At 61.7% G+C, this 22,227-nt stretch carries 22 protein-coding genes; 11 read left to right on the top strand and 11 right to left on the bottom strand.

Going from position 1 to position 22,227, the window contains the following annotated elements:
• Window positions 1-7 precede the first annotated feature (7 nt).
• Complete coding sequence (locus tag BM083_RS13570; protein ID WP_089869999.1) at window positions 8-772, top strand: metallophosphoesterase; 765 nt, start codon at window positions 8-10, stop codon at window positions 770-772.
• A 14-nt stretch (window positions 773-786) separates the two neighbouring features.
• On the opposite strand, the gene BM083_RS13565 is transcribed toward BM083_RS13570, so the two are convergent.
• Window positions 787-1,059 carry a hypothetical protein gene (locus tag BM083_RS13565; protein WP_143085730.1) on the bottom strand — a complete coding sequence of 91 codons (273 nt, stop codon included), beginning with the start codon at window positions 1,057-1,059 and terminating at the stop codon, window positions 787-789.
• Between the two features lie 36 nt (window positions 1,060-1,095).
• Window positions 1,096-1,407, bottom strand: a complete 312-nt coding sequence (locus BM083_RS13560) for a hypothetical protein (RefSeq protein ID WP_089869997.1) — start codon at window positions 1,405-1,407, stop codon at window positions 1,096-1,098.
• Between the two features lie 127 nt (window positions 1,408-1,534).
• Here BM083_RS13560 and BM083_RS23995 point away from each other — a divergent pair, with 127 nt between their 5' ends.
• From BM083_RS23995 to BM083_RS13545, 3 genes are all read left to right on the top strand, one after another.
• Entirely contained in the window at window positions 1,535-1,669 is a 135-nt protein-coding gene (locus tag BM083_RS23995) for a hypothetical protein (protein ID WP_281244190.1), read from the top strand.
• Window positions 1,670-1,789: 120 nt separating this feature from the next.
• Complete coding sequence (locus BM083_RS13550; RefSeq protein WP_089869995.1) at window positions 1,790-4,630, top strand: DEAD/DEAH box helicase; 2,841 nt, start codon at window positions 1,790-1,792, stop codon at window positions 4,628-4,630.
• 48 nt (window positions 4,631-4,678) lie between these two features.
• Window positions 4,679-5,227 (top strand): DUF8108 domain-containing protein, encoded by a 549-nt coding sequence (locus BM083_RS13545; protein WP_089869994.1) that lies wholly within the window; start codon window positions 4,679-4,681, stop codon window positions 5,225-5,227.
• Window positions 5,228-5,256: 29 nt separating this feature from the next.
• Here BM083_RS13545 and BM083_RS13540 read toward each other — a convergent pair whose 3' ends face one another.
• Window positions 5,257-6,264 (bottom strand): PAS domain-containing protein, encoded by a 1,008-nt coding sequence (locus BM083_RS13540; protein ID WP_089869993.1) that lies wholly within the window; start codon window positions 6,262-6,264, stop codon window positions 5,257-5,259.
• Window positions 6,265-6,346: 82 nt separating this feature from the next.
• Window positions 6,347-6,739, bottom strand: a complete 393-nt coding sequence (locus tag BM083_RS13535) for a DUF7522 family protein (RefSeq protein WP_089869992.1) — start codon at window positions 6,737-6,739, stop codon at window positions 6,347-6,349.
• A 125-nt stretch (window positions 6,740-6,864) separates the two neighbouring features.
• Here BM083_RS13535 and BM083_RS13530 point away from each other — a divergent pair, with 125 nt between their 5' ends.
• Window positions 6,865-7,599: a class I SAM-dependent methyltransferase gene (locus BM083_RS13530; RefSeq protein ID WP_089869991.1), complete on the top strand. Its 735-nt coding sequence runs from the start codon at window positions 6,865-6,867 to the stop codon at window positions 7,597-7,599.
• Here the strand turns inward: BM083_RS13530 and BM083_RS13525 are convergent.
• From BM083_RS13525 to BM083_RS13515, 3 genes are all read right to left on the bottom strand, one after another.
• Window positions 7,596-9,779, bottom strand: a complete 2,184-nt coding sequence (locus BM083_RS13525) for a CDC48 family AAA ATPase (RefSeq protein ID WP_089869990.1) — start codon at window positions 9,777-9,779, stop codon at window positions 7,596-7,598. The two genes, BM083_RS13530 and BM083_RS13525, sit on opposite strands and share 4 nt — an antisense overlap.
• Window positions 9,780-9,887: 108 nt before the next feature.
• Window positions 9,888-10,121 (bottom strand): DUF7508 domain-containing protein, encoded by a 234-nt coding sequence (locus tag BM083_RS13520; protein WP_089869989.1) that lies wholly within the window; start codon window positions 10,119-10,121, stop codon window positions 9,888-9,890.
• Window positions 10,122-10,123: 2 nt separating this feature from the next.
• Window positions 10,124-10,558: a DUF5796 family protein gene (locus tag BM083_RS13515; RefSeq protein ID WP_089869988.1), complete on the bottom strand. Its 435-nt coding sequence runs from the start codon at window positions 10,556-10,558 to the stop codon at window positions 10,124-10,126.
• A gap of 124 nt (window positions 10,559-10,682) precedes the next feature.
• Here BM083_RS13515 and BM083_RS13510 point away from each other — a divergent pair, with 124 nt between their 5' ends.
• The 4 genes from BM083_RS13510 to BM083_RS23670 all read left to right on the top strand — a co-directional run bounded on the left by BM083_RS13510 (window position 10,683) and on the right by BM083_RS23670 (window position 13,770).
• Window positions 10,683-11,534 (top strand): shikimate kinase, encoded by an 852-nt coding sequence (locus BM083_RS13510; RefSeq protein WP_009365751.1) that lies wholly within the window; start codon window positions 10,683-10,685, stop codon window positions 11,532-11,534.
• Window positions 11,531-11,845: a chorismate mutase gene (locus tag BM083_RS13505; protein ID WP_009365752.1), complete on the top strand. Its 315-nt coding sequence runs from the start codon at window positions 11,531-11,533 to the stop codon at window positions 11,843-11,845. Before BM083_RS13510 ends, BM083_RS13505 begins: the two co-directional genes overlap by 4 nt.
• A gap of 373 nt (window positions 11,846-12,218) precedes the next feature.
• Window positions 12,219-13,004: an alpha/beta fold hydrolase gene (locus BM083_RS13500; RefSeq protein ID WP_009365753.1), complete on the top strand. Its 786-nt coding sequence runs from the start codon at window positions 12,219-12,221 to the stop codon at window positions 13,002-13,004.
• A gap of 223 nt (window positions 13,005-13,227) precedes the next feature.
• Window positions 13,228-13,770 carry a hypothetical protein gene (locus BM083_RS23670; RefSeq protein WP_089869987.1) on the top strand — a complete coding sequence of 181 codons (543 nt, stop codon included), beginning with the start codon at window positions 13,228-13,230 and terminating at the stop codon, window positions 13,768-13,770.
• Between the two features lie 236 nt (window positions 13,771-14,006).
• Here BM083_RS23670 and BM083_RS13490 read toward each other — a convergent pair whose 3' ends face one another.
• The 3 genes from BM083_RS13490 to BM083_RS13480 all read right to left on the bottom strand — a co-directional run bounded on the left by BM083_RS13490 (window position 14,007) and on the right by BM083_RS13480 (window position 17,795).
• Window positions 14,007-15,008: an arsenic resistance protein gene (locus BM083_RS13490; protein WP_089869986.1), complete on the bottom strand. Its 1,002-nt coding sequence runs from the start codon at window positions 15,006-15,008 to the stop codon at window positions 14,007-14,009.
• Window positions 15,009-15,319: 311 nt separating this feature from the next.
• Window positions 15,320-16,303 (bottom strand): calcium/sodium antiporter, encoded by a 984-nt coding sequence (locus BM083_RS13485; protein WP_089869985.1) that lies wholly within the window; start codon window positions 16,301-16,303, stop codon window positions 15,320-15,322.
• A 727-nt stretch (window positions 16,304-17,030) separates the two neighbouring features.
• Complete coding sequence (locus BM083_RS13480) at window positions 17,031-17,795, bottom strand: IclR family transcriptional regulator (protein WP_089869984.1); 765 nt, start codon at window positions 17,793-17,795, stop codon at window positions 17,031-17,033.
• A 351-nt stretch (window positions 17,796-18,146) separates the two neighbouring features.
• Here BM083_RS13480 and BM083_RS13475 point away from each other — a divergent pair, with 351 nt between their 5' ends.
• Entirely contained in the window at window positions 18,147-19,559 is a 1,413-nt protein-coding gene (locus tag BM083_RS13475; protein WP_089869983.1) for an amidohydrolase, read from the top strand.
• Between the two features lie 107 nt (window positions 19,560-19,666).
• Here the strand turns inward: BM083_RS13475 and BM083_RS13470 are convergent, their stop codons facing one another.
• On the bottom strand, window positions 19,667-20,371 hold the full coding sequence (locus tag BM083_RS13470) for a creatininase family protein (protein ID WP_089870096.1): 705 nt from the start codon (window positions 20,369-20,371) through the stop codon (window positions 19,667-19,669).
• A gap of 213 nt (window positions 20,372-20,584) precedes the next feature.
• Between BM083_RS13470 and BM083_RS13465 the strand changes: the two genes are divergently transcribed.
• A complete protein-coding gene (locus BM083_RS13465) occupies window positions 20,585-22,180 on the top strand; it encodes an ABC transporter substrate-binding protein (RefSeq protein WP_245756892.1) in 1,596 nt (531 codons plus the stop codon).
• Window positions 22,181-22,227 lie beyond the last annotated feature (47 nt).

The raw sequence follows: 22,227 nt of genomic DNA, 5'->3' as shown, positions 1-22,227 counted from the left end.
CGCTGAGATGCCTGCAGTCGAACCGCTGCCGGGCGAACCCGCCGCCATCGCCGACGTCGGAAGCGAACGTGCGCTCGTCGTCGCCGACGTCCACTGCGGTATCGAGCGTGCGCTCCGCTACGAGCGAGGCGTCGAACTCGAGAGCAACGCCGACGTGCGCCGCGAGCGTCTGTTGTCGCTGCTCGACCGCACGGGCGCAGAGCGACTCGTCGTCCTCGGTGACCTCGGCCACCGTATCGGCGACCCGAAGGGTGACGAGTTCGACGAACTGGAGACGCTCGTCGACGCCGTCACCGACCGGGTTCCGTTCACGCTCGCGAAGGGGAACCACGACGGCGGCATCGCCGAGATGTTCGGTGACCGAATCGAAGTGACACCCGCAGACGGCGCACGGTTCGGCGACGTCGGGGTCCTCCACGGCCACACGTGGCCGAGCGAAGATGTGCTCGCAGCGGACGTCGTCTGTATCGGTCACGAACACCCCGCAGTGAAACTCACCGACTCGGTCGGCGGAAGCCGCGTCGAACGGGCGTGGCTTCGCGGCCGACTGGACAGAGATACGTTCGCCGAGAGACTCGACGTCGACGCCGCCGAACTCGACTGGCACGACCCCGAACTCGTCGTCTTCCCGGCGTTCAACGGGCGGTCCGGCGGCACGTGGATAAACGTCGAGGGACAGGGCTTTCTCTCGCCGTTCCTTCCGGCGGGACTCGTCGATGGCGAAGCGTACCTGCTCGACGGCACGCGACTCGGCGACTATCGGCGGGTGTAGTCCGTCTCGGCGGCTTAGAGCACCGAAATCATTGGGGCGAATACACTCGCGGCCACGAGAATCGACCCGACGACGACGAGGTAGAACTGCAGGTTTCGTTCTGTCGGGTAACCGTGTCGCTCTGGGTCGCGAGCGACGAGCGTGAGCGCGGCGATTCCGCTTCCGACGAGAGCCACCCCGGCGTCGAGGACGGTGAATCCGTCGACTCGAATCGCATCGAGTGCGTTGAGCGCGAAGCTGAGACCGAAGAGGGTGATTGCGGCGCGGTAGAGGCGAGGAACGTTCACGTACACATATTCAGTCACGATGACAAAAACACACCGTCAGACGGACGCTGAACTATCCGGCCGCACGGAGACGCTCACTACGTTCCCCAGCGACTCCCACTTGAGAGCATCTGCATCTGCCTCGGTATCACATCGGCGAACGCGAACCGGACTCCAGCGAGACTCGCCGTGTTCGGCCGAGAGTTCGTAGCGGACACCGGAGTTACGCGGTCGGAGTTCGAGTCGAAGACGCTCTTCCGGGACGTAATCGATGGCCGTCGCTCGACCTTCGAGTTCCGTGTCGTCGCCGAGGAGGACCTGAACGTGGTCGAAGACGCCGAGTGAACCGAGTTTCGTGACCTTACTCATACGTAGAGGATGGCGCGCAACCAGCATGAACACGTGTTCTGCCCGCGTAGAGAGTCTGTTCGGAGCTGACTGGATACCCGGCTTCCGGCGGCCACAACCCATTCCCGTCGCGCGGGTGAATCGACCGATGATGAAGGCATCTACCATCGTCATGGCAATCGGCGCAGCGCTCACCATCTTCGGTCTCCCCATTCCGGGACTCTCCGTGATCGGCATCATCATCTTCGTCATCGGTGCAGTGGCTCGATTCCTCAACTTCTGAGCGGTTCGACGTCGGCGGAGTCGCCGACGCTGGTTCCGAAACCGAGGTGCCGACTTTTCCGTAGACTGCTCGTTGGCCGCGAACGGTGTGCTTAATCACACTCGTCCACTAGTCCAGCCAATGTCGGAACCGACAGTCAGCGACGGTGCTGACGCGTTCACACATCTCGGTTCGGCCGTTCGGTCGGCGCTCTCCGAACGGGGTTTCTCGACACCGACGGAGCCACAGCGGCGAGCGATTCCGCCGCTCGCAGCAGGGAAGAACGCGCTCGTCATCGCACCCACGGGGACGGGAAAGACGGAGACGGCGATGTTGCCGGTCTTCGACGCGATTGCCGAGTCCGAGGACCGATTCGGTATCTCGGCGCTCTACATCACGCCCCTCCGGGCGCTCAACCGTGACATGCGCGAGCGTCTCGACTGGTGGGGCGACTATCTCGACCTCGATATCGACGTCCGCCACGGCGACACCACGCAGTACCAGCGAGGGAAGCAGGCGAACGACCCGCCGGACGTGTTGGTGACGACACCCGAGACGGTGCAGGCGATGCTGACGGGCAAGAAGTTGCGAAAGGCGCTCTCGGACCTCCAGCACGTCGTCGTCGACGAGGTGCACGAACTCGCCTCCTCGAAGCGCGGCGCGCAGTTGACCATCGCCTTCGAGCGACTGTGCCAACTCGCGGGCGACTACCAGCGCATCGGTCTCTCGGCGACTGTTGGTTCTCCTGAAGAGGTCGGCAAGTTCCTCACCGGCGACCGACCCTTCGACATCGTCGAAGTCGACGTCGACAACCGCGTCGACTTCACGGTCACGCATCCGCGGATTACCGAAGAGGACGAACGACTCGCCGGGAAACTGGCGACCGACGCCGAAATCGCCAGTCACGTGCGAGCGATTCGCGACATCGTCGAGGGCCACACCTCGACGCTCGTGTTCGTCAACACCCGCCAGACTGCGGAGGCACTCGGGTCGCGGTTCAAGAATCTCGACACGCCAATCGGCGTCCACCACGGTTCCTTGTCGAAGGAGGCCCGTATCGAAGTCGAAGACGCGTTCAAGTCGGGAGAACTCGACGGACTCATCTGTACCTCGTCGATGGAACTCGGTATCGACGTGGGCCGCGTCGACCACGTCGTCCAATACGGCAGTCCCAGAGAGGTCGCTCGCCTGCTCCAGCGTGTCGGCCGCGCGGGTCACCGGATGGGCATTGTGAGTGAAGGGACGGTCATCACCAGCGACGCCGACGACACGTTCGAGGCGCTGGCAATCGCTCGCCGCGCGGAGGCTGGAGAAGTCGAACCCGCCCACATCCACCACGGGAGTCTCGACGTCGTCGCCAACCAAATCGTCGGCTGTGTGATGGACCACGGCGAGGTGAGCGCCCGCGAGACGTACGAACTGCTCACCGACGCCTACCCGTTTCGCGACTTGCGCGAAGCGCAGTTCCAGTCGGTCGTCCGCGAACTCCACGGGAATCGGTTGCTCTGGCTGAACGAGGAGAAGGATTTACTGGAGAAGTCCGGCGGGACGTGGCAGTACTTCTACGCGAACCTCTCGATGATTCCCGACGAGGAGACGTACGAGGTCCACGACATCTCCTCGCGCAAACAGATTGGGACCTTAGACGAGAAGTTCGTCGTCAACTTCGCGGAACCGGGCGAGGTGTTCATCCAGCGCGGTGAGATGTGGCGCATCAACGACATCGACGAGGATGAAGGGCGCGTCAACGTCGCGCCCATCGAGGACCCCGCAGGCGAGGTTCCCTCGTGGGTCGGGTCGGAGATTCCCGTCCCGAAAGCCGTCGCCCAAGAGGTGGGCGAGATGCGGGCCGTCGCCGGACCGCAGTTCGAACGCGGCGCACCGCGACAGTCCGTCGCCACGGAGTTCGTACGGCGGTATCCGACCGACGAGTACACCGTCAGCGAGGCGTTGGCGGTGCTCGAACGACAGGCCAACGCTGACAACCCCATGCCGACGCACGACCGGGTCGTCGTCGAGGGACAGGGCCGAACCGTCGTCGTCAACGCCTGCTTCGGCCACAAGGTCAACAAAACCTTTGGGAGACTGCTCTCGGCGCTCATCGCCCAGCGAACCGGGTCGTCGGTCGGGATGGACGTCGACCCCTACCGCATCGAGTTCGAGGTGCCGCCGAAAGTCGGGCCGAACGTCTTCGTCGAGGTTCTCGAATCGACCGACCCGAGACACGTCGAGGGACTGCTCGAACTCGCACTGAAGAACGCCGACTCGCTGAAGTTCACGCTCGCACAGGTCGCCGCGAAGTTCGGATCGCTGAAGCGGTATCAGGGTCGAAAGCGGTTCGGTGGCGACCGACTGCTCGCGGCGTTGAAAGACACACCCGTCTACGACGAGGCAGTCAGAGAAGTGTTCCACACGGACCTCGCCGTCGAGGAGACGGTCGAGGTACTCGAACGGATGCGGTCGGGCGACGTCGAACTCGTCGTCGCCCGCGAACGCACCCCGGTCGGGAGCGCCGGGTCGTCGAGCGGTCGGGATTTCCTTGTCCCCGAGAACGCCGACGCGAGCGTCATCGAGACGGTTCGCGAGCGCATTCAGAACGACCGCGTCATCCTCGTCTGTCTGCACTGTCGAGACTGGTCGCGCAAGACGAAGGTCCGTCGCGTTCGCGAGCAACCCGAGTGTCCCGAATGCGGGTCGACCCGAATCGCGGCGTTGAACCCCTGGGACGACGAGACGGTTCAAGCCGTCCAGTCGCAGGACCGAGACGACGAGCAGGAAGAACTGGCGCAGCGAGCCTACCGGTCGGCGAACCTCGTCCAGAGCCACGGTAAACAGGCCGTCGTCGCCCTCGCCGCTCGCGGCGTCGGCCCTCACAACGCGGCGCGCATCATCGCCAAGTTGCGAGAGAACGAGGACGACTTCTACCGCGACATTCTCTCGCAAGAACGACAGTTCGCGCGGACGAAATCGTTCTGGGACTGAGACTCTCTCCCTCGGTGTGCTTTTGTTCGCTCGCGTGAACGTCCGAGTATGTCCGACGAACCCTCCATCGTCGCACTCGCCGACTCGGTTTCGGAGTTGATGAACGGTGTCGCTGGCTGGATACTGATCGCGTCCGGGTCGGTCGGTCTCCTCGCCGCTGGCGGGTCGGTCGTCCAACTCTTCGACGCGACGGCTCCCTCTCCGAACCTCGCCGTCGTCGCACTGTTGACCCTGTTCTCACTGCTGTTAGTCACCTTCGGCGTGTTCGTCAACCCCCGATTCCGCCGCCGTCTGGACCGTCGGCACGCCGTGAGCCAGTTCGGTTCCGTCCGAAGCGTCGACGAGCGCGTCGTTCGCGCGGCGGAGCACTGTCGCGAACGCTGTGTCGTCTGTGAGTCCCGCGTCGACGAGGGACTCGACCGCCGGTTCCGCTCGGAGTACGTTGTCGCGGGTATCCCGGTCTACACGGTCTCCGAGGAGCACAACCACTACTGTCTGGCCTGCGCGACAGCGGAACTGTCCGGTATCGACTCCGAGAGAGCCGAGGATGTCGACGGACGCGAGGAGGCGGCGCCGTCGACGGCGTTCGAACGCTGAGTCGTCACACGGTCGTCCAGTGTCGAGACTCACGCCCGCCACTCGATACCGCTCACCTCGTATCTGACTCTGCCGTCGGTCTCCCTGGTCAGCGACCAACCGTGAACTTCCGCAATCCGTGCGGCGACGGCGACGTTGGACCCACTTCGGTTGGATTCGTTCTCTCCGTCGACCGTCTTCGAGACAGCCAGTTGTCTGTCGAACTCGACGTAGAGGCCGTCGTCGTTGAGTCCGACGGTGACCTCGACGTCCGTTCCGCCGAGGACGAGCGCACACTCGAACAGATGTTGAAACAGGCGGCCGAGCAGTCCGACGTCGGCGGCGAGCACTCCCGACCCGTCCACCGAGAGCGTCGCGTCGAGCGTATCGACCTTCCGCCACGCCGCTCTCGCACTCGCTTCGAGGTCGACCATCGACCTGTCGACGTCGTCGCCTCTGAGCAGGGTGAGCGCGTCGGTGACGAGTGCGTTCACGCGGTGGAGCGACGCTTCGAGTTCGAGACACGGGGCCGTGCCGACGTCTCGGGTGAGGAGGACCGCCCGCCCGAGCGCCGTCGTGAGTTCGTCGTGGAGATCCTCCGAGAGGAGCGTCGCGATACCCTCTAACTGTTCTGTCCGTGTCTGTACGGTGAGTTCGGCCTGCTTGCGCTCGGTGACGTTCTGGTGTGCGACGAGGAGATATCGCTCCTCGCCGACGTCGAACGGAGCCACCTGCATGACGAACCACCGCTGCTCGTCGGGGCTGTGACACGGATACTCGTAACTGAATCTGTCGCGCTCGCCGGCCGAGACAGCGCGGATCCCTGCTGCGGCTATCGTCGCACCCTCGTCGCTGGCGGCGTCGCAGACGGCGAGATAGTTCTCGCCGACCATCTCGATGTCGCCGCGGTAGCCGTTGGCTTCGCCGAACATTCGCCACGCGAGGTTCGTCAGAACGACGTTTCCGTCGATGTCGAGGATGGCTACTTCTTCTGGGAAGTGGTGGAGGGCAGCTTCGGCGAGCCGGCACTCGTCGTCGCCCGGGTGAACTGCGCTCATAGTACGCTATAGGTGCGCTACGTACTTGGAACAGACGCAAAAGGTTCCAGAACGTGGCGATGATTCGTCGACGACTCGGCGATTACTCGGCGACTGCCCACTCGTCGAGCACGCCCTCGACTGCCTGCGAGAGTGCCTCGAAATCCTGCATCGTGATGCCGTCCGTCGTGATGAACACGCCGGAGTCCTCGATGGTGATACGGACGAGATAGCCGTTCTCGAAGACGCGAATCGTGTACCGGTAGTCACCCAACTCCGACCCTCGGTAGGCGTCTTGGGTCATCTTGAAGTCGTGCCACTCGTTGCCGATGAAGGAGTTGAGGTCGGCGTCGCGTTCGAGGTCGTCGCGGAGATACACCTGCTCGTAGTCGAAGCGGTTGATGTACGTCAGCGACCGGAGGCTGTCGCCGACGGCGGTTCGGCAGGTTCGGGTGAGACGATCTTTCGCTTTCTCGGGGAGTAACTGATTCTCCATTGGCTGCCACACCGTGACGCACCCACATATATCCGGCGGCGTGCGACCGGGTCGACCCGACGCCGTGGTGTGCTATCGACTATCGTCGTGACAGATTTATGTAATGTGGCAGAGTACCCCACATCATGTCCGTAGATGCACTCGGACTGGCGATGTTCGACTACCAACGCGACGGTCTGCGAGGCGACTGCCGGTACGTCGACGGCGCGGAGACGGCCGACGCGCACATCCACGAGAACTACTTCGGCGACCCCACACAGTGGAACGCATCGACGAAGCGCCTCCTCGACTCGCTCGACGGACCAATCGTCGACGTCGGCTGTGGTGCTGGCAACCACGCGCTGTATCTGCAAGAGCGAGTCGACGACTGCGTCGCCTTCGACGTGAGTCCGGGGGCCGTCGCCGCCGCCCGCGCCCGCGGCGTCGACGACGCACTCGTCGCCGACATGTTCGAGTTGTCGTTCCCGCGTGACCGCTTTCGCTCGGTGTGGATGTGCGGGACGCAACTCGGTCTGGCCGGGTCGTTGGCGGGTGTCTCGGCACTCCTCTCTGACCTCGCGTTCGTCACCGACGCCGAGGCGACGGCCGTCGTCGACAACTACGACCCATGCGACCCCGACGCGACGAAGCTACTCGGCTACCGGTCGGACCCGCGGGAAAGCGTCGCTCGTCGTGCCTTTCACTTCGAGTACGACAGAGACGACGAGCGACTCGTCGAGCGGACGCTCTCGTTCGTCCTCTTCGGTCCCGAGCGACTCCGCGACGCGGCGGTGGGGACGCCGTGGTCGGTGAGCGAAGTTCACCAGAACCCAAGCGGTGGGCACTATCGGGCCGTACTGGAGAAGTCGTCTCGACGTTAAACCGCGCCGAGCGACGGCCGAACCGACTCGACGGCGGCGTCGAAGTGCTCCCGCCGAATCAGTATCTCCTTGTGGTGTTCGTTGGCCTCGTCGGGACTCTCGTACTGGTCGGCCACCTCGCGGATGGCGGACATCGCGGCGTCTCGGCAGACGGCCGTCAGGTCGGCCCCGGAGTAGCCCTCCAACTGCCCGGCGAGCGCGTCGAGGTCGACGTCGTCGTCGACGGGTTTGTCGCGGGTGTGAACGGCGAGGATGGCCCGGCGAGCGTCGTGGTCCGGTGCGGGGACTTCGACGTGAGACTCCAGTCGACCGGGTCGGAGGAGCGCCGGGTCGAGGGCGTCACGGCGATTCGTGGCCGCAAGAACGACGAGATTCGGGTTGTCCGTCAGGCGGTCGAGTTCGGTCAACAGTTGCGAGACGACGCGTTCACCGACACCCGAGTCGCTACCCATGCTGTCTCTGTTGGTCGCGACGGCGTCTATCTCGTCGAAGAAGACGATTGCCGGCGACGCCTGTCGAGCGCGCTCGAACACCTCTCGCACCGCTTTCTCGGACTCGCCGACGTATCGGTCGAGGAGTTCCGGTCCGGCGACGTGGATGAAGTTGACGCCGCTCTCGCCGGCGATGGCGCGGGCGAGGAGCGTCTTCCCGGTTCCGGGTGGGCCGTAGAGGAGGACACCAGACGGTGGTGACGTGTTGGCCGCCTCGAACAGCGGGCCGTAGGTCAGCGGCCACGTGACGGCGCGTTCGAGCGTGTCCTTCGCATCTTGGAGGCCGCCGACGTTCTCGAACGTCGTCGCCGGTGTCTCGGCGACGTACTCGCGCATCGCGCTCGGTTCGACGGAGGCCATCGCCGCCTCGAAATCAGAGCGTACGACTTCCAGTTCGTCGAGTGGGACACGCTCGCCGTCGCGACGCACCCGACGGAGTGCCGTCATCGCGGCTTCCTTCGCCAACGATTCGAGGTCGGCACCGACGAAGCCGTGCGTCCGACTGGCGATGCGGTCCACGTCGACGTCCTCGGCCAGCGGCATCCGGCGGGTGTGGACGTCCAGAATCTCGCGACGGCCTGCCTCGCCGGGGACGCCAATCTCTATCTCGCGGTCGAATCGACCGCCGCGACGGAGTGCGGGGTCGAGTGAATCGACTCGGTTCGTCGCGCCGATGACGATGACGTCGCCGCGGGCGTCGAGTCCGTCCATGAGCGTGAGCAACTGGCCGACGACGCGGTTCTCCACGTCGCCGCCGTCGTCACGTTTGCCCGCGATGGAGTCTATCTCGTCGAAGAAGACGATGGCCGGTGCGTTGGCTTCGGCCTCCTCGAACTTCTCGCGCAACTTCTCCTCGGACTCCCCCTTGTACTTCGACATTATCTCGGGCCCCGAGACGGTGATGAACGTCGCGTTCACTTCGTTGGCGACGGCCTTCGCGATGAGGGTCTTTCCCGTCCCCGGTGGGCCGTGGAGGAGTACGCCTTTCGGCGGTTCGATGCCGAGACGAGCGAACACCTCGGGTTCCGAGAGCGGGAGTTCGATCATCTCGCGGACGAGGTCGAGTTCCTCGTCCAACCCACCGATGTCTTCGTAGGTGACACCAGTTCGGTCGTCGGCTTTCGGCGTCGATGTCGACCCGTCGCCGGTGACGCTGTCGACGGTCTTGCTGACGCTCTCGCGCACGCTCGATTTCCGGGTAATCGTCACACTCGTGTCTTCGGTGACGCGGACGGTGCCGTCGGGAACCGTCTTCGTGACGACGAACGCGCTCCCGCCGAGACGTTCGATACGAACGCGTTCGCCTTGGTGGAGGGGTCGGTCGAGTAGGTCCCGTTTGGCGCTCTGCCGGACGAGGTCGCTGTCGTCGAACCCGAGGTCGTCGGGGGCGGCGAGGGTGACGGCGACGGCCTCTTCGACGGCCTGTCGTCGGACGCGAACCGACTCGCCGATCTTGACGCCGGCGTTCGTGCGGGTGTCGGCGTCGACTTGAATACTCTGACCGGTCGCACCGCCACGGGCGGGCCACACCTTCGCGACCGTCTCGCGTTCTCCCTCGATGACGACGGTGTCGCCACTGAGGACACCGAGTCGCTGGCGTGCGTCTTCGGGTAGTCGGGCGATTCCCCTGCCCGCATCACGCTTCTCGGCACCGCGAACGGTGAGTTCGAGTGCCGTCTCGTCGCTCATGTCCCCGGCTTGGCGTGGCCGGACCTTTACCCTTCCCCAGCGGTTCGCGAGTGACTCGCCGTCGTACTGTTGGTAGTCGGTAGAAGGTGACTCGACGCGGCCCCGGCGTTACCGGTGTTCCTCGGCCAGTCGCTCGGCGTGCTCTCGGGACGTCGCCTCTGTCCACCGCACCTTGCTGGCACTGCCGTAGGAGAGGGCGTCTTTCAGCGCGTCCCGAAGGACGCCGACGCTGCTATCGACGACGGCTCCGTCCGCGTCGCCGAGTTCGTAGTAACCGAAGCGGTCGGGAGCCTTCCCGACAGTCGCTCTGTCCAACGTGCGCCACTGTTTGCGGAGCGCCACGGTTAGGACGCGTCGGCGACGAACTCGTAGCTCTGTTCGCCCCAGTCGTCCTCGACGAAGACGAACACGCGGCCACGGGCCACGTCGGGGTCGGCAGCGACTTCGGTGCGCATTCCTCCCATTCGGTGGACGGTGACGCCGGGGAACAGCTCCTCTTCCTCGTCGGCGTTCAGGATGACGCGGCCGACACCGCTCTGTTCGAGGATGTCGTCGTGCGTCTTGAGGTCGTTGACGTACATCAACACGCCCTCTGTCTCCGTCGGGTCGGTGACGAGGATGTGCGTCTCCTTGCCGGGGCCCGTCGTCAGCGTGTCACTGACTGTCCGGGGGACACCTCGGTAGAGGGTCGTTCGGCCGTCGAGATACTCGACGACGACACCCTCCTCGCGGAGTTCGACGCCGAGCGTGCTCGGGGCGACGTCGTTGCGTGCGCTCATGTACGACGCTACCGGGGGCGTGGGGAAAAGCGTCGCGTCTCGGGAGCGTCGCGGCGGTCCGACTCGGAGACGCGAATACGGCAGGGACCGCCACACCTATTGCGATGGTTGGCAGTCTCAGTGTATGAACGGCCGAGCGGCCGCCCTCGGGGCGGGAACCGTACTGAACGCTCTCGCTACCGGTGTCGGGTCGGCGTTCGCCATCGACGCCGAGACGCGAGCGAGCGTCGAACTCGACAGCAGCGACGAAGTCACTGGCGAAATCGACGACTCGCCGGACGCCGACACGCGTCTCGTTGAGCGCTGTGTCGAACTCGTCGTCGACGAGTTCGGCGACGGGCAGGGCGGACACGTGCGAACCGAGAGCGACCTCCCGATGGCTTCGGGACTCAAGAGTTCCAGCGCGGCCGCGAACGCGACGGTGCTGGCGACGCTCTCGGCGCTGGACGCCACAGACGACATCGACCGCGAAGACGCCTGTCGCATCGGCGTGCAGGCGGCCCGCGACGTCGGCGTCACCGTCACCGGCGCGTTCGACGACGCCACGGCGAGTATGCTCGGCGGCGTCACCGTCACCGACAACGAGACGGACGACTTGCTCTCACGCGAACAGGTCGAGTGGGACGTCCTCGTCTGGACACCGCCCGAACAGGCGTTCTCGGCCGACGCCGACGTCGACCGCTGCAAACAGGTCGCGCCGATGGCCCACCTCGTCGCCGACCTCGCACTCGACGGCCGGTACGGCGAGGCGATGACGGTCAACGGTCTCGCCTTCTCGGCGGCCCTCGGATTTCCGACGGACCCCGCCGTCGAGGCGATGCCGAGCGTCGACGGTGTCTCGCTTTCGGGTACCGGACCGAGCGTCGTCGCCGTCGGCGAACGAGCGCGACTGGAAGACGTGCAGAAACGCTGGGACGAACGCGATGGAACAACGTGGCAGACGACGACACGAAACGACGGAGCACGAACCCTATGACACAGAACGAGACGAACGAGATGACCGAGATACGACCGGAGGACATGAGCCTGGACGAACTGCGCGAAGAGATAGAGGACATCGACCGTGAAATCGTCGAACTCATCGCCCGGCGAACCTACGTCGCCGACACCGTCGCACAGGTCAAAGCCGAACAAGACCTGCCGACGACGGACGAATCGCAGGAGGATAAAGTGATGGAGCGTGCTGGCCTGAACGCCGAACGGTTCGAAGTCGACGCGAATCTGGTGAAAGCGATTTTCCGGTTACTCATCGAGTTGAACAAGGTAGAGCAGCGGGAAAGCAGGTAGTAGGGACCCGGACGTCCCGTTTACGTACCTGTATCTACGGAGCTAACGAGTACAACATCGGCCTCGAGTCACTGGACGGGACCCTCCTGCTGGGCCCCGACGCAACCGTCGGTCGGTCGACTGCCTGACTCATCGACTGGCGGGGCTCGACTGGCGACTCACGAGTCAGGGACGCCAGCGGTATCGAGTCCCTGCCGAGGGGCCTCGACAAGACGGTCGGATTGCGACCGTATTCCGTTCAATCAGATGTCGTTCAGTGGCCAACATCCCCTGACGCAGAATCGCTGTTCGTGGACAACCGCGAGCGGCACGCGACGACGAGTTTCGATTTCGTACACGAACTGATACAACCCTGGAGTCCCCCTAGTAGTGTATGGAGATGAATCACGTCTGTCGCGGGTCCGGTGAACCGTTACTCTTGATCCACGGACTGGGCGGGAGTTGGCGGACGTGGACCCCCATCCTCGACGGGTTGGCCGCCGAACGGGAAGTCGTCGCAGTGGACCTCCCGGGTCACGGGGAGACGCCGGCGCTCTCCGGTGAAGTATCCATCGACACCCTTGCCGATGCCGTCACTTCGTTTCTCGATGCGAACGACCTCGCCGGCGTCGACGTGGTCGGCAACTCGATGGGAGCGCGACTCGTCCTCGAACTCGCGCGCCGCGGGGAGGTCGGCACAACCGTTGCACTCGATCCCGGTGGGTTCTGGAAGGGGTGGGAGCGGTACTTCTTCTACGCGACGCTCGCCCCCTCGATACGTCTCGTTCGCCTCCTCCAACCCGTGATGGACCGGCTGATGGGGAGTGCCGTCGGTCGGACCATGCTCCTGATTCAGCTCTCGGCACGGCCCTGGGACCTCTCCGCCGAGGTCACACGGGAGGAGATGCGGACCTTCGCCGACTCGCCGTCGTTTGACGAACTACTTCGTCGGTTGGCGTTCGGCCCGAGCCAACCGGGGACGGACTCCACACCGGGATCGGTCGTAATCGGATGGGGGCGCAAGGATCGAGTTACCCTGCCCAGGCAGGCAAAACGCGCGCTGGACAGGTTCCCCAACGCTCAGTTGTACTGGTTCGAGGACAGTGGGCATTACCCTCATTGGGACGCTCCCGACGAGGCGACCGAACTAATCCTTACGAGCACTGCGAACGACGAGTGAACACAACTGTTCGGACGCGAGAGAGATGAACGATCACCAACTACCACAGAAGGGATACTTGGATACCGGAAAAGTACACGCGACCGTGTTACGTGAGTTATTGAACTGAACAAGGTTCATAAGCGCGAGAAGCGGTAGCATATAACATTCGAGAGAGAATATTGAACACTACTGTCTAATTAGCTAATAAGATTTATCTCTCGTTCTAGTAACTGCTTCTAAAATGAACAACAGGCCTCTGCTCAGAACAATTCGATTCGAGACAGAGAAACTAGATTACGTCGAAGCAGGAGTGGATTTTCGAGAGGGCACACGACTGTATGGTTCTGCAGTAATTGGCCGAGTCCATCTCTATCTGAACGGGGATGAACTGTGTGTAGAGCGGAGAATTCCGGATGAGTTCGACGTATCGGATACCGTGAAATCGATGTTTGAGATGAGTAGTGAATTCGAGAGGACTGGCTCCGCAAGCGCAAACCCATTTTGTTGTGTTTGCGGGGATAGAGGATGTGCGTATCTTGATTGGCGGCTCGAAACGGTAGATTCGGAGACCAGACTGATTATGGAGGACTTAGTCGGAAATCCAATCGGAGCCCACCAGTACCGTCTTCAGCCGAAGACGCTATACAACGCAGTCGCAGAGTTAGCCGAGACCGTCGTCGCAACGATGAAAGATGCGGGCATTAGACGCACGACGGCGGGAACGATTCAGGAGTTCGTTGATTGGCATCAACAGTTGGTTCAGTGGAAAGAGAACGAACTCTAAACTTACGCACTACTTGGTGAAGAAGCGACCATCGTCGGGGCCGATGTCGAGAAAGCGGCAAAGTAGACGAAATCTGTAACATCAGTCCGAGACCCGAACAAGGTTCATCAGCGCGAGAAGCGGTAGCTGATTTTGGGATTCTGAGACCTGTATCGCAGTTTTGTTAGTTGACTCTTCTTTGGGCAGTTGCTCTCTCGTCTCTCGGTCGTTGCACGAGGACACGGTTCCCATAGACCTCACTTACGACTCGTCAGTCTGGAAAGTGAGAGTCGCTTCGGCGAGTCCGGTACGAGCCACGCCGGGACGACTCGCGTCAGAGTAACCATCCCGACCAGTTCGACGAGCGTTTGTGTCACGACGACCGCAGGTGCCAGTCGATAACCTGCCGGAAGCGCAAGTGCGAGTGGGAGGACGACCAGCGAGTTACGGGTGACCGACGTGAACACGAGCGCCCTACCCTCCCCGGCATCCATCTGCAAGACTCCCGCTGCGAGTCGTCCGAGTATTGGCATAACGACGAGGAAGGCGACGTACACCGGAACGACGACTGCAATCTGTGCAATCGAACTCTGTACCCGGGGAAGTTGTGACGCGATGACGACGAACAACGTCGCGCCCATCATCGGAACCGGTAACCACCCCATCGTCTCCTGCCACGCGTTACCCCTCGACGACCGTTCCGCCCACACTTCGGTAAGCCACGCGAGCGTCAGTGGGAGCGCGATGATTATCAAGAACGCCTCGACGAACGGCCCCGGCTCGATGACTTCCGCGACTTCCGAACCCATGAACAGCCACAGATACGCCGGGAGCAACAACAGTTGGACGAGCATCAGGGCTGGGGTCGTCGCGGTAATCTGTTCGGAGTCGCCGTCGGCGAGTTCGGTGAAGGTAATCACGTAGTCGATACACGGTGTCAGAAGCACCATCAACGCACCCACGAGAATGGCTGGTCGTTGGGGGAGGAACCGAGTGAGTCCCCAGACGACGATAGGGACGACGAGGAAGTTCATACCCAGTGCTGCCGCAACAAATCGCCCGTTCGCGAATGCGCGACGGAGTCGGACGAACGGGATTTCGAGGAACGTGACGTAGAGCAGAGAGGCCAGTATCGGGTCGATGAGTCGCTCGAAAAGCGTCGCCGAGTTCGAGCGACCGATTCCGACGCCAACGGCGAGGAGAACGAAGACTGCATAGACGCCGACTTGATGACGTTGAAGCCACCGCTTCGAGTTCATCTAACGGCCGATTCGTGGGTCATCGGTAAACCGTCGTCGTTCCTCTATGTCAGACAGAGAGCGACAACGTAGTCGGAATCTGTAACGTCAGCTTGACACCTGGACAAAGTGGAACAGAGGAGCAGTCGGTGGTCGAAATCGACCATCTCAAATCCTGTATTGCTGCTCAGGTGGTTGATTCTTCTTCCAGTAGCTGCTATCTCGTTTCTCAATTTCGACTGACGACACGGTACCTCGTCCGTCCGGGTTTCATGAGTCAGACTCCGGGCGAGAACCGTCACTCGGTCGGTGCACCCCGGGTTCGAGATAGGTTATCCGACCAATCCAAGCAAACCGAGAATCCAGCGAGCAATTTCAGAGGTGGCAAGTAAGGCACCTTCCAACCGAGAGAGGATTCGTCCCGTCCAGAGGGCGGCAACCATCAGAAGAGAGATTCCAGCCAACCATGCTAACGTCTCCAGTGCCAGGCTACTCACTACGAGAGGATTAACGACCGCTGCGACACCCAAGATTCCCGTGACATTGTAGATGTTGCTGCCGACGACGTTTCCGACCGAGACGCCAAGGCTCCCTCGCTGGAGTGCCATCAGCGATACGGCGAACTCCGGTGTCGACGTACCCGCTGCGACGATCGTCCCGCCGATTACCCACTCGGAGATACCGACGCTGCGGGCCAGCTCCGAAGCGGCTGCCACCATGTAGTCGCCGCTCACCAGTACCAGCGCTAGTCCACCCAGGAGAAGTCCGAAGTCACGCCCGCGAAAGTTCACACGCTCGGTCACTGGGCTGGTCACCCCCCCTTCGGGTGACTGACTGGTGGTTACCGTCGAGTCCGACTGGTTGGCGCGGAGTAGATAGACCGTATAGGCGACGAACACTCCCGCTAAGAGCGTTCCCTCGAACCTCGTAATCTGGAGGTCGAAAATTGCGATTCCACCGACGAGGGTGCTTGCCAGTAGAGCGAAGCCATCACGATGAATAAGCGATTTTTCGACTGGAATCACCTTCAGCAGCGATATCACGCCCAGAATAAACGCCAGATTGTAGATGTTCGAGCCGAGGACGTTTGCAACCGCGATATTACCTGCACCCTTGAGCGCAGCATCGACCGAAACCGCGAGCTCTGGTGTCGATGTTCCCATCGCAACGATAGTCAGCCCGATCGTGAGATCCGAGAGCCCGAACCGTCGAGCCAACCGTACGACGGCATCGACTAAGAACCGCGCACCAATCCACAGACCCAGTATCGAGAGAAGAATCACGCCGATTTGGACAATCGGGCCGCCTTGAACCATTGTACGGATTTACTGCGGGTCGGTCAATGAATGTTTGGCACCGCTGGTACACGGTAGCTCATACGCGGCTCCGTGATGCGCTGTAGACCACAATCAACCGTATCCCGTCGACGACGAAGTCGTTGTGATTCATCTTTGTATCATCTCGGTGTATGTCTCAATTCACCCTCCCCTTTACGTTTTGAGTTAGCAAGGAACATGGAACGCACCCCACCTCTGCAGACCACCCTGATCGCCCGCGAATCTATCTAAGCTAATTTGTGTATGATGTCGGTCAAAGATCATACCTACGACTATCAGCTAGATATTCTACTTTGATGAGTATTCTGTCTAGCAAATTCCAGTTATAGTGTATAGGTTTTCATTCTTATATTATTTAATGCATTAATCGACTACAGAGCGAATATAGGCAGTAACTCACGTTATCAACGCTGGCGAAGAAACCGGCAGATGGAAATCTTATAGGCCGATGGGCTCTTCGCGCTCAGAACCCTGTGGAGTTGCCATCGAAATTCGATATAAATCATTAGATATCTGTTCGGGGAAGTCACTCTGTTTGTGGACTCATCGGAGTGACGGATTCGCTTCGTCTCTTCCGAATCGTCGTCGACGTCACTGACACCCGTACCGTTCGGTGAGGTCGGTGGTTCAGTGAACGAGTTGGAGTGATATTACAACCTTACATCTGTAATGGTTGGAATGGATTCAGAGAAATTCTCTGCTCGACTCACGAGAGAGCGATACTCAGTTCGAGTTCGTTCGCGATACCCAGAAGGATTTCGGTCAGTTCGTCGAATCGAGCCCCTTTCATCCGATTCGACGGTCCTGCGACGCTGAGCGCGCCGAATACGCTTCCGTCGGGTTGCAAGACGGGCGCTCCAATCGCCCGGACGCCTTCGATTTGCTCTTCGACGTTCGTCGCGTATCCTCGCTCTCTGACCGTTTCGAGTTCGGCGAACAGGTCTGCTTGGTCGTCTATCGTCTGTTCTGTCTCCCGCGGAAGTCCTACCTGCTCGACGATCTCCTCGACTCGCTCTCGGGGCATGTGTGCGAGGATAGCTTTGCCGCTCGCCGTAGAGTGGAGATAGACTCGTTTTCCGACCGTCGACTGCGTCCAGACGCCGTGTTTTCCGGGCGCTGTGTGGATGTACACGCCGCGCCCGTGCTCTTCTGCGGTGAATATCGAGCGACACTCGGACTCCTCCGAGAGCACCGTCGTGTAGTGTTCGGCTTTCCCAAATCCTTGTTTCCGCGTCCGAACGAAGTTTCCCAGACCGATGAATCGAAGACCGAGATGGTACGTATCTCCCTCTTTGACGACGTACTGCTGTGCTTCTAACGTACTCAAGTGGTTGTGTGCAGTACTCGGTGCGATGTCGAGTTCGTGAGCGACTTCGGTCACACCTGCTCCATCTCGTGCCTTGAGCAATTCGACGACCCTGAAGGTCATAATTGTCGTCTTCAGGGTCCGGTCCGTCGTGTTGGTAACCATCGACTGTCTATTGGTAACTCCACACATAGTACTTTCGTCTCTCCCGAATCTGCGGTTCCCTCTAGCGAACTACGCGCGCGACGGTGACAATCACCCACGAGACAACTGCTGAAGACCAATGGCTCAGTTTCGTGCCAACCACTCCATCGCTCGCATGGATGTCGTCCACGGACACTCAGAGAGGTTCGACGCCGCGAAGAGCGGCTGTACTACGCGCTTCGTCGACGGTTCCGAAACCGTCGAGCCGATTCGTCTCTCCCGTATCTGTAGTTATCACCGTGAAAGACCACCATACGTCACCCGCTACCAAACACTTATTGTACAGACTCCAGATTTGCTCCGTGAGATTCAATGAACCACGACAGCGTGTTCGAGCGTGTCGAGTCGCTAAAACCGAGGATTACCTCGCTTACCGAAGTACTGTGGGAGAACCCCGAACTCGGCCTGCACGAGACGGAGTCTGCGAAGTTGCTCTCGACCGAACTGGCCGAGGCGGGCTTCGACGTCACAGAGGGCCTCGGTGGGATGCCGACGGCGTTCAGTGCGACCTACGGAGACGGCGACCCGCACATCGGTATCCTCGGTGAGTACGACGCACTCCCCGGTCTGTCACAGACGGTGTCGTCGACGCGAGAACCGGTCGAAGCCGGTGCCCCCGGTCACGGCTGTGGGCACAACCTCTTCGGGGCGGCCGGTGTCGGCGCTGCACTCGCCGTCAAGGAGGCTATCGACGACGAGCATCTCGACGGGACGGTGACGTTCTTCGGCTGTCCCGCGGAGGAGATACTCGTCGGAAAGGTCTTCATGGCGCGTGCCGGTGCGTTCGACGAGTTAGACGCCGCACTGACGTGGCATCCGAGTCACCTGAGCGCGCCGTTCATGGCCCAGACACTCGCGATGAACTCCGTGGAGTACAACTTCACTGGCGAGTCGGCTCACGCCGCCGACAGCCCCGAGTCGGGACGAAGCGCGCTCGACGCCGTCGAACTCCTCAACACCGGCGCGGAGTTCATGCGCGAGCATCTCTCCGACGACGCCCGACTCCACTACACGATTCCGGACGGCGGCGGCGCACCGAACGTCGTTCCCGCCGAAGCGACGGCGTGGTACTACGTCCGAGCGCCGACTCGAGCGGAAGTCGACCGCATCACCGACTGGCTCGACGACGTCGCCGAGGGGGCCGCCCTCATGACGCAGACGGACGTCGAACGACAGTTCCACACTGGCTGTTACGACTACGTCGCGAACCACGTGCTCTCCGACAGAGTGCTGGAGAACATGCGACGTGCCGGTCCGATTCCGTACACCGAGGAGGACCGTGCGTTCGCAGCAGAGCTCCAAGAGACGCTGTCACCCGAGACAGTCGACGCCCGAACAGCACAACTCCCCGAAGGCCCACGAGCGGAGGCTCGGTCGTCTGTGCTGTATCCCGAGGCCCAACCCTCCTACGACGTCGACACCGTGCTCAAAGGGTCGACGGACGTCGGCGACGTGAGTTGGATAACGCCGACTGCGCAGTTCTGGGCGGCGTCGTGGCCCGTCGGAACGCCCTCACACACGTGGCAAGCCGTCGCGTCTAACGGGAGCTTCGGGCCGAAGGCGGCGGTGTACGCGGCGAAAGTGCTCGCGGCGACGACGCTCGACTTACTGACCGACGACGAGTTGCTGGCCGCGGCCCACGAAGAGTTCGAGACGTCGGTTCCCGGTGAGTACGAGACACCACTGCCCGCAGAAACAGAGCCACCCTTCCACCTCACGTTGTAGTCTCCCTCTCGCTTCTCATCTCAGTCTCTCGTTTCGACGACACAGCGAGCGGAGAGTGGTGAGTGGTTGTCAGTCCGTTCGTCGGCCGGTCGTTGGTCGTCGGGTCGTTACTCGCGTTCCGAGCGGAGATGGCCCAAGATGTCGTCGGTCGTCTCCTCTATGACCTCGGCCAAGAACACCGGGTCGGACTGCGTCGGGTCACCGAGTCCTCCTTCGACGGTCAAGTCGTCGAAGTGACTGTACTGGCGGACCTCGTACCGATTCTTCTTCGTCTGTGGCGTCTTACGCTCGGCGTGGACGAGTTCGGGGCGATAGTGTTCGATGACGCTCGTCTCGTATTCGCCGGCGTGTCCCCACTCGCTTCCGAACCGCTCTTCTAACCGCTCACGGGCGAAGTCGGTCCAGTGGACGTAGTACGAGTCGAGGTCGTGGTCTCGTTGGAGTCTGTCGAGTGCGAGTTTGTGTGGCTCGATATTCCCGGCGTGGAAGTTCGTGACGAGAAACCGCGTCGCCCCGTGTCGCTGCACCGACCTGCCGATATCGATGATTATCTCCTGGTACGTGTCGGCACCGACCGAGACCGTTCCCGAGTAGTTGAGGTGATGTTCCGAGTAGCCGTACGGAAGCACCGGGAGGACGAGCAAATCGAGGTCGTACTCCGACGCCGCGTCGGCGAGTTCCGCGGTCAGATGCTTCGCGCGGATGGTGTCGACCGACGTCGGGAGATGCGTCGAGTGCTGTTCTGTCGCACCACACGGTAACACGACGAAATCCGCCTCGTCGAACGCGAGTTCGGCTTCCTGCCACGTCATCTCCGCTAGGAGCGACTGTGACTCCGTTGAGTCCATAGCCAGATACGCACAGTTCTGGTATATAGTCGTTCGCCCTCCAGACACTGATTCGTCACGTTGACGTGTGTATTGCCGCAAAAAGAGGATTTAACATCGGTGTACCGAAATGCTCCGACACCCATAATGAGAGATAATGTCTCACGGAGAAGCCTACTGAAAGCGACCGGTGTGTCGATGCCCGTACTCCTCGCCGGGTGTACCTCGAACTCGGGAGATGGAGGCGACGGAAACGCCAGTGGTGACGGCGGCAGTGGCAGTACCGGCACCGACGCACAGGGGTCCGGCGGCAGTTCGAGTGCGACCATAAACATCGGCCAGTCGCTGAACCCGGTTCGGTTCGACCCCATCACCCAACTGTCGAACCCGGACGCACTCGTCGCGAACCGCGTGTTCAGTCAACTCTACACCTACGGTGAAGGGACGGACGTCGTGCCGAATCTGGCGACGGACATGCCGACTATCGAGCGAGACAACACGCGGTACATCGTCGACATCGTCGAGGACGCGACGTTCCACAACGGCGACCCCGTGACCGCCGAAGACGTCGCGTACTCGTTTCTCGCACCCATCGAAGAGGAGACGCCGCTGTTGGGCATCTTCAGCGTCATCGACTCGGCCGAGGCCATCGACGACACGACGGTCCAGTTCGACCTCGCGAACCCCTACGCGATGTTCCAACACGTCCTCACCCACCAAGTCGTCCCCAAGGCAGTGCGCGAGGAGGACAAAGAGGCGTTCAGCACGACACAGCCTATCGGGTCCGGGCCGTTCAAGTTCGTCGAGTGGGAGGAGAGCAACTACGTCACGCTCGAACGCTGGGACGACTACTGGGGCGAGGAGACGCCGAACGTCGCCGGTGTCGAGTTCACTCCTATCGGGGAGTCGACGACCCGTGTCACCAACCTGAAGACCGGAGAGGTGGACGTCATCGAGACGATTCCGCCGAAACTGTGGGACTCGGTCGAGAGCGCCCAAGACACGAGTATCTCTGCGGTCGAGAGTGTCGGCTACTTCTACGTCGCGTTCAACTGCAACGAGGGGCCGACCGCCGACAAGCGGGTCCGTGAGGCCATCGACTACAGTTTCTCGATGGACGACGCCGTCGAGCGGTACATCGCACCCGCTGGCCTTCGCCAGTACGGGCCGCTTCCGGGTCCGATGGTCGAAGAGTGGGACATGCCGCTGGACCAGTGGAAGCAGTACCCCAACGACAAAGACGTTGAACAGGCGACGTCGTTGTTCGAGGAGGCGGGCGTCCCCGCCGACTGGGACGCGAAGATCATCGTTCCGCCGGACGACAACCGCGAGAACATCGGTCTCTCCATCGCAAACGGAATCAAGGAGGCCGGCTACGAAGCGCACGTCGAACGCCTCGACTGGGGCGCCATGCTCAGTCAGGCCTACACCGGCAACGCCTCCGATTACAACATCTACGTCCTCGGGTGGGTCCGCTACCCCGACCCCGACGACTTCATGTTCAACCTGTTCCACGAGGAGTCGGAGGGCGTGAACCAGGGCGTCTACTACAAGAACGACGAGGTGATGGAGCAGATAAAGGGTGCCAGAGAGTCGACCGACCGGGCCGAGCGCCAACAGCTCTACCAGTCTGCGATCGGGACGCTCTTGGAGGACAAAGTGCACCTCCCGGCGTTCAACTACAAGAACTCCTACGGCGTGAAGTCGTCCGTCAAGGACTTTCAGGTGCACCCGGTGTCGCCACAGAACCCGCGACTCGTCACCAGCTACAACAACGTCTCGGTCGACAAGTAGCGTGAGTCACGTGAGCACACCCCGACACTAACAAACGCTAAATGCGC

This window comes from Halogranum rubrum (genome assembly GCF_900114455.1).
GTDB lineage: Archaea > Halobacteriota > Halobacteria > Halobacteriales > Haloferacaceae > Halogranum > Halogranum rubrum.
The sequence above is the reverse complement of the archived record's forward strand: the minus strand, read 5'-3'. Positions and strand labels throughout refer to the sequence as shown.

Excerpts from the sequence above, each read along its gene's own strand:
- BM083_RS13570 (WP_089869999.1), top strand. The coding sequence starts at position 8 with ATGCCTGCAGTCGAACCGCTGCCGGGCGAACCCGCCGCCATCGCCGAC.
- BM083_RS13560 (WP_089869997.1), bottom strand. The coding sequence starts at position 1,407 with ATGAGTAAGGTCACGAAACTCGGTTCACTCGGCGTCTTCGACCACGTT.
- BM083_RS23995 (WP_281244190.1), top strand. The coding sequence starts at position 1,535 with ATGATGAAGGCATCTACCATCGTCATGGCAATCGGCGCAGCGCTCACC.
- BM083_RS13550 (WP_089869995.1), top strand. The coding sequence starts at position 1,790 with ATGTCGGAACCGACAGTCAGCGACGGTGCTGACGCGTTCACACATCTC.
- BM083_RS13545 (WP_089869994.1), top strand. The coding sequence starts at position 4,679 with ATGTCCGACGAACCCTCCATCGTCGCACTCGCCGACTCGGTTTCGGAG.
- BM083_RS13540 (WP_089869993.1), bottom strand. The coding sequence starts at position 6,264 with ATGAGCGCAGTTCACCCGGGCGACGACGAGTGCCGGCTCGCCGAAGCT.
- BM083_RS13535 (WP_089869992.1), bottom strand. The coding sequence starts at position 6,739 with ATGGAGAATCAGTTACTCCCCGAGAAAGCGAAAGATCGTCTCACCCGA.
- BM083_RS13530 (WP_089869991.1), top strand. The coding sequence starts at position 6,865 with ATGTCCGTAGATGCACTCGGACTGGCGATGTTCGACTACCAACGCGAC.
- BM083_RS13525 (WP_089869990.1), bottom strand. The coding sequence starts at position 9,779 with ATGAGCGACGAGACGGCACTCGAACTCACCGTTCGCGGTGCCGAGAAG.
- BM083_RS13515 (WP_089869988.1), bottom strand. The coding sequence starts at position 10,558 with ATGAGCGCACGCAACGACGTCGCCCCGAGCACGCTCGGCGTCGAACTC.
- BM083_RS13510 (WP_009365751.1), top strand. The coding sequence starts at position 10,683 with ATGAACGGCCGAGCGGCCGCCCTCGGGGCGGGAACCGTACTGAACGCT.
- BM083_RS13505 (WP_009365752.1), top strand. The coding sequence starts at position 11,531 with ATGACACAGAACGAGACGAACGAGATGACCGAGATACGACCGGAGGAC.
- BM083_RS13500 (WP_009365753.1), top strand. The coding sequence starts at position 12,219 with ATGGAGATGAATCACGTCTGTCGCGGGTCCGGTGAACCGTTACTCTTG.
- BM083_RS23670 (WP_089869987.1), top strand. The coding sequence starts at position 13,228 with ATGAACAACAGGCCTCTGCTCAGAACAATTCGATTCGAGACAGAGAAA.
- BM083_RS13490 (WP_089869986.1), bottom strand. The coding sequence starts at position 15,008 with ATGAACTCGAAGCGGTGGCTTCAACGTCATCAAGTCGGCGTCTATGCA.
- BM083_RS13485 (WP_089869985.1), bottom strand. The coding sequence starts at position 16,303 with ATGGTTCAAGGCGGCCCGATTGTCCAAATCGGCGTGATTCTTCTCTCG.
- BM083_RS13480 (WP_089869984.1), bottom strand. The coding sequence starts at position 17,795 with ATGGTTACCAACACGACGGACCGGACCCTGAAGACGACAATTATGACC.
- BM083_RS13475 (WP_089869983.1), top strand. The coding sequence starts at position 18,147 with ATGAACCACGACAGCGTGTTCGAGCGTGTCGAGTCGCTAAAACCGAGG.
- BM083_RS13470 (WP_089870096.1), bottom strand. The coding sequence starts at position 20,371 with ATGACGTGGCAGGAAGCCGAACTCGCGTTCGACGAGGCGGATTTCGTC.
- BM083_RS13465 (WP_245756892.1), top strand. The coding sequence starts at position 20,585 with ATGCCCGTACTCCTCGCCGGGTGTACCTCGAACTCGGGAGATGGAGGC.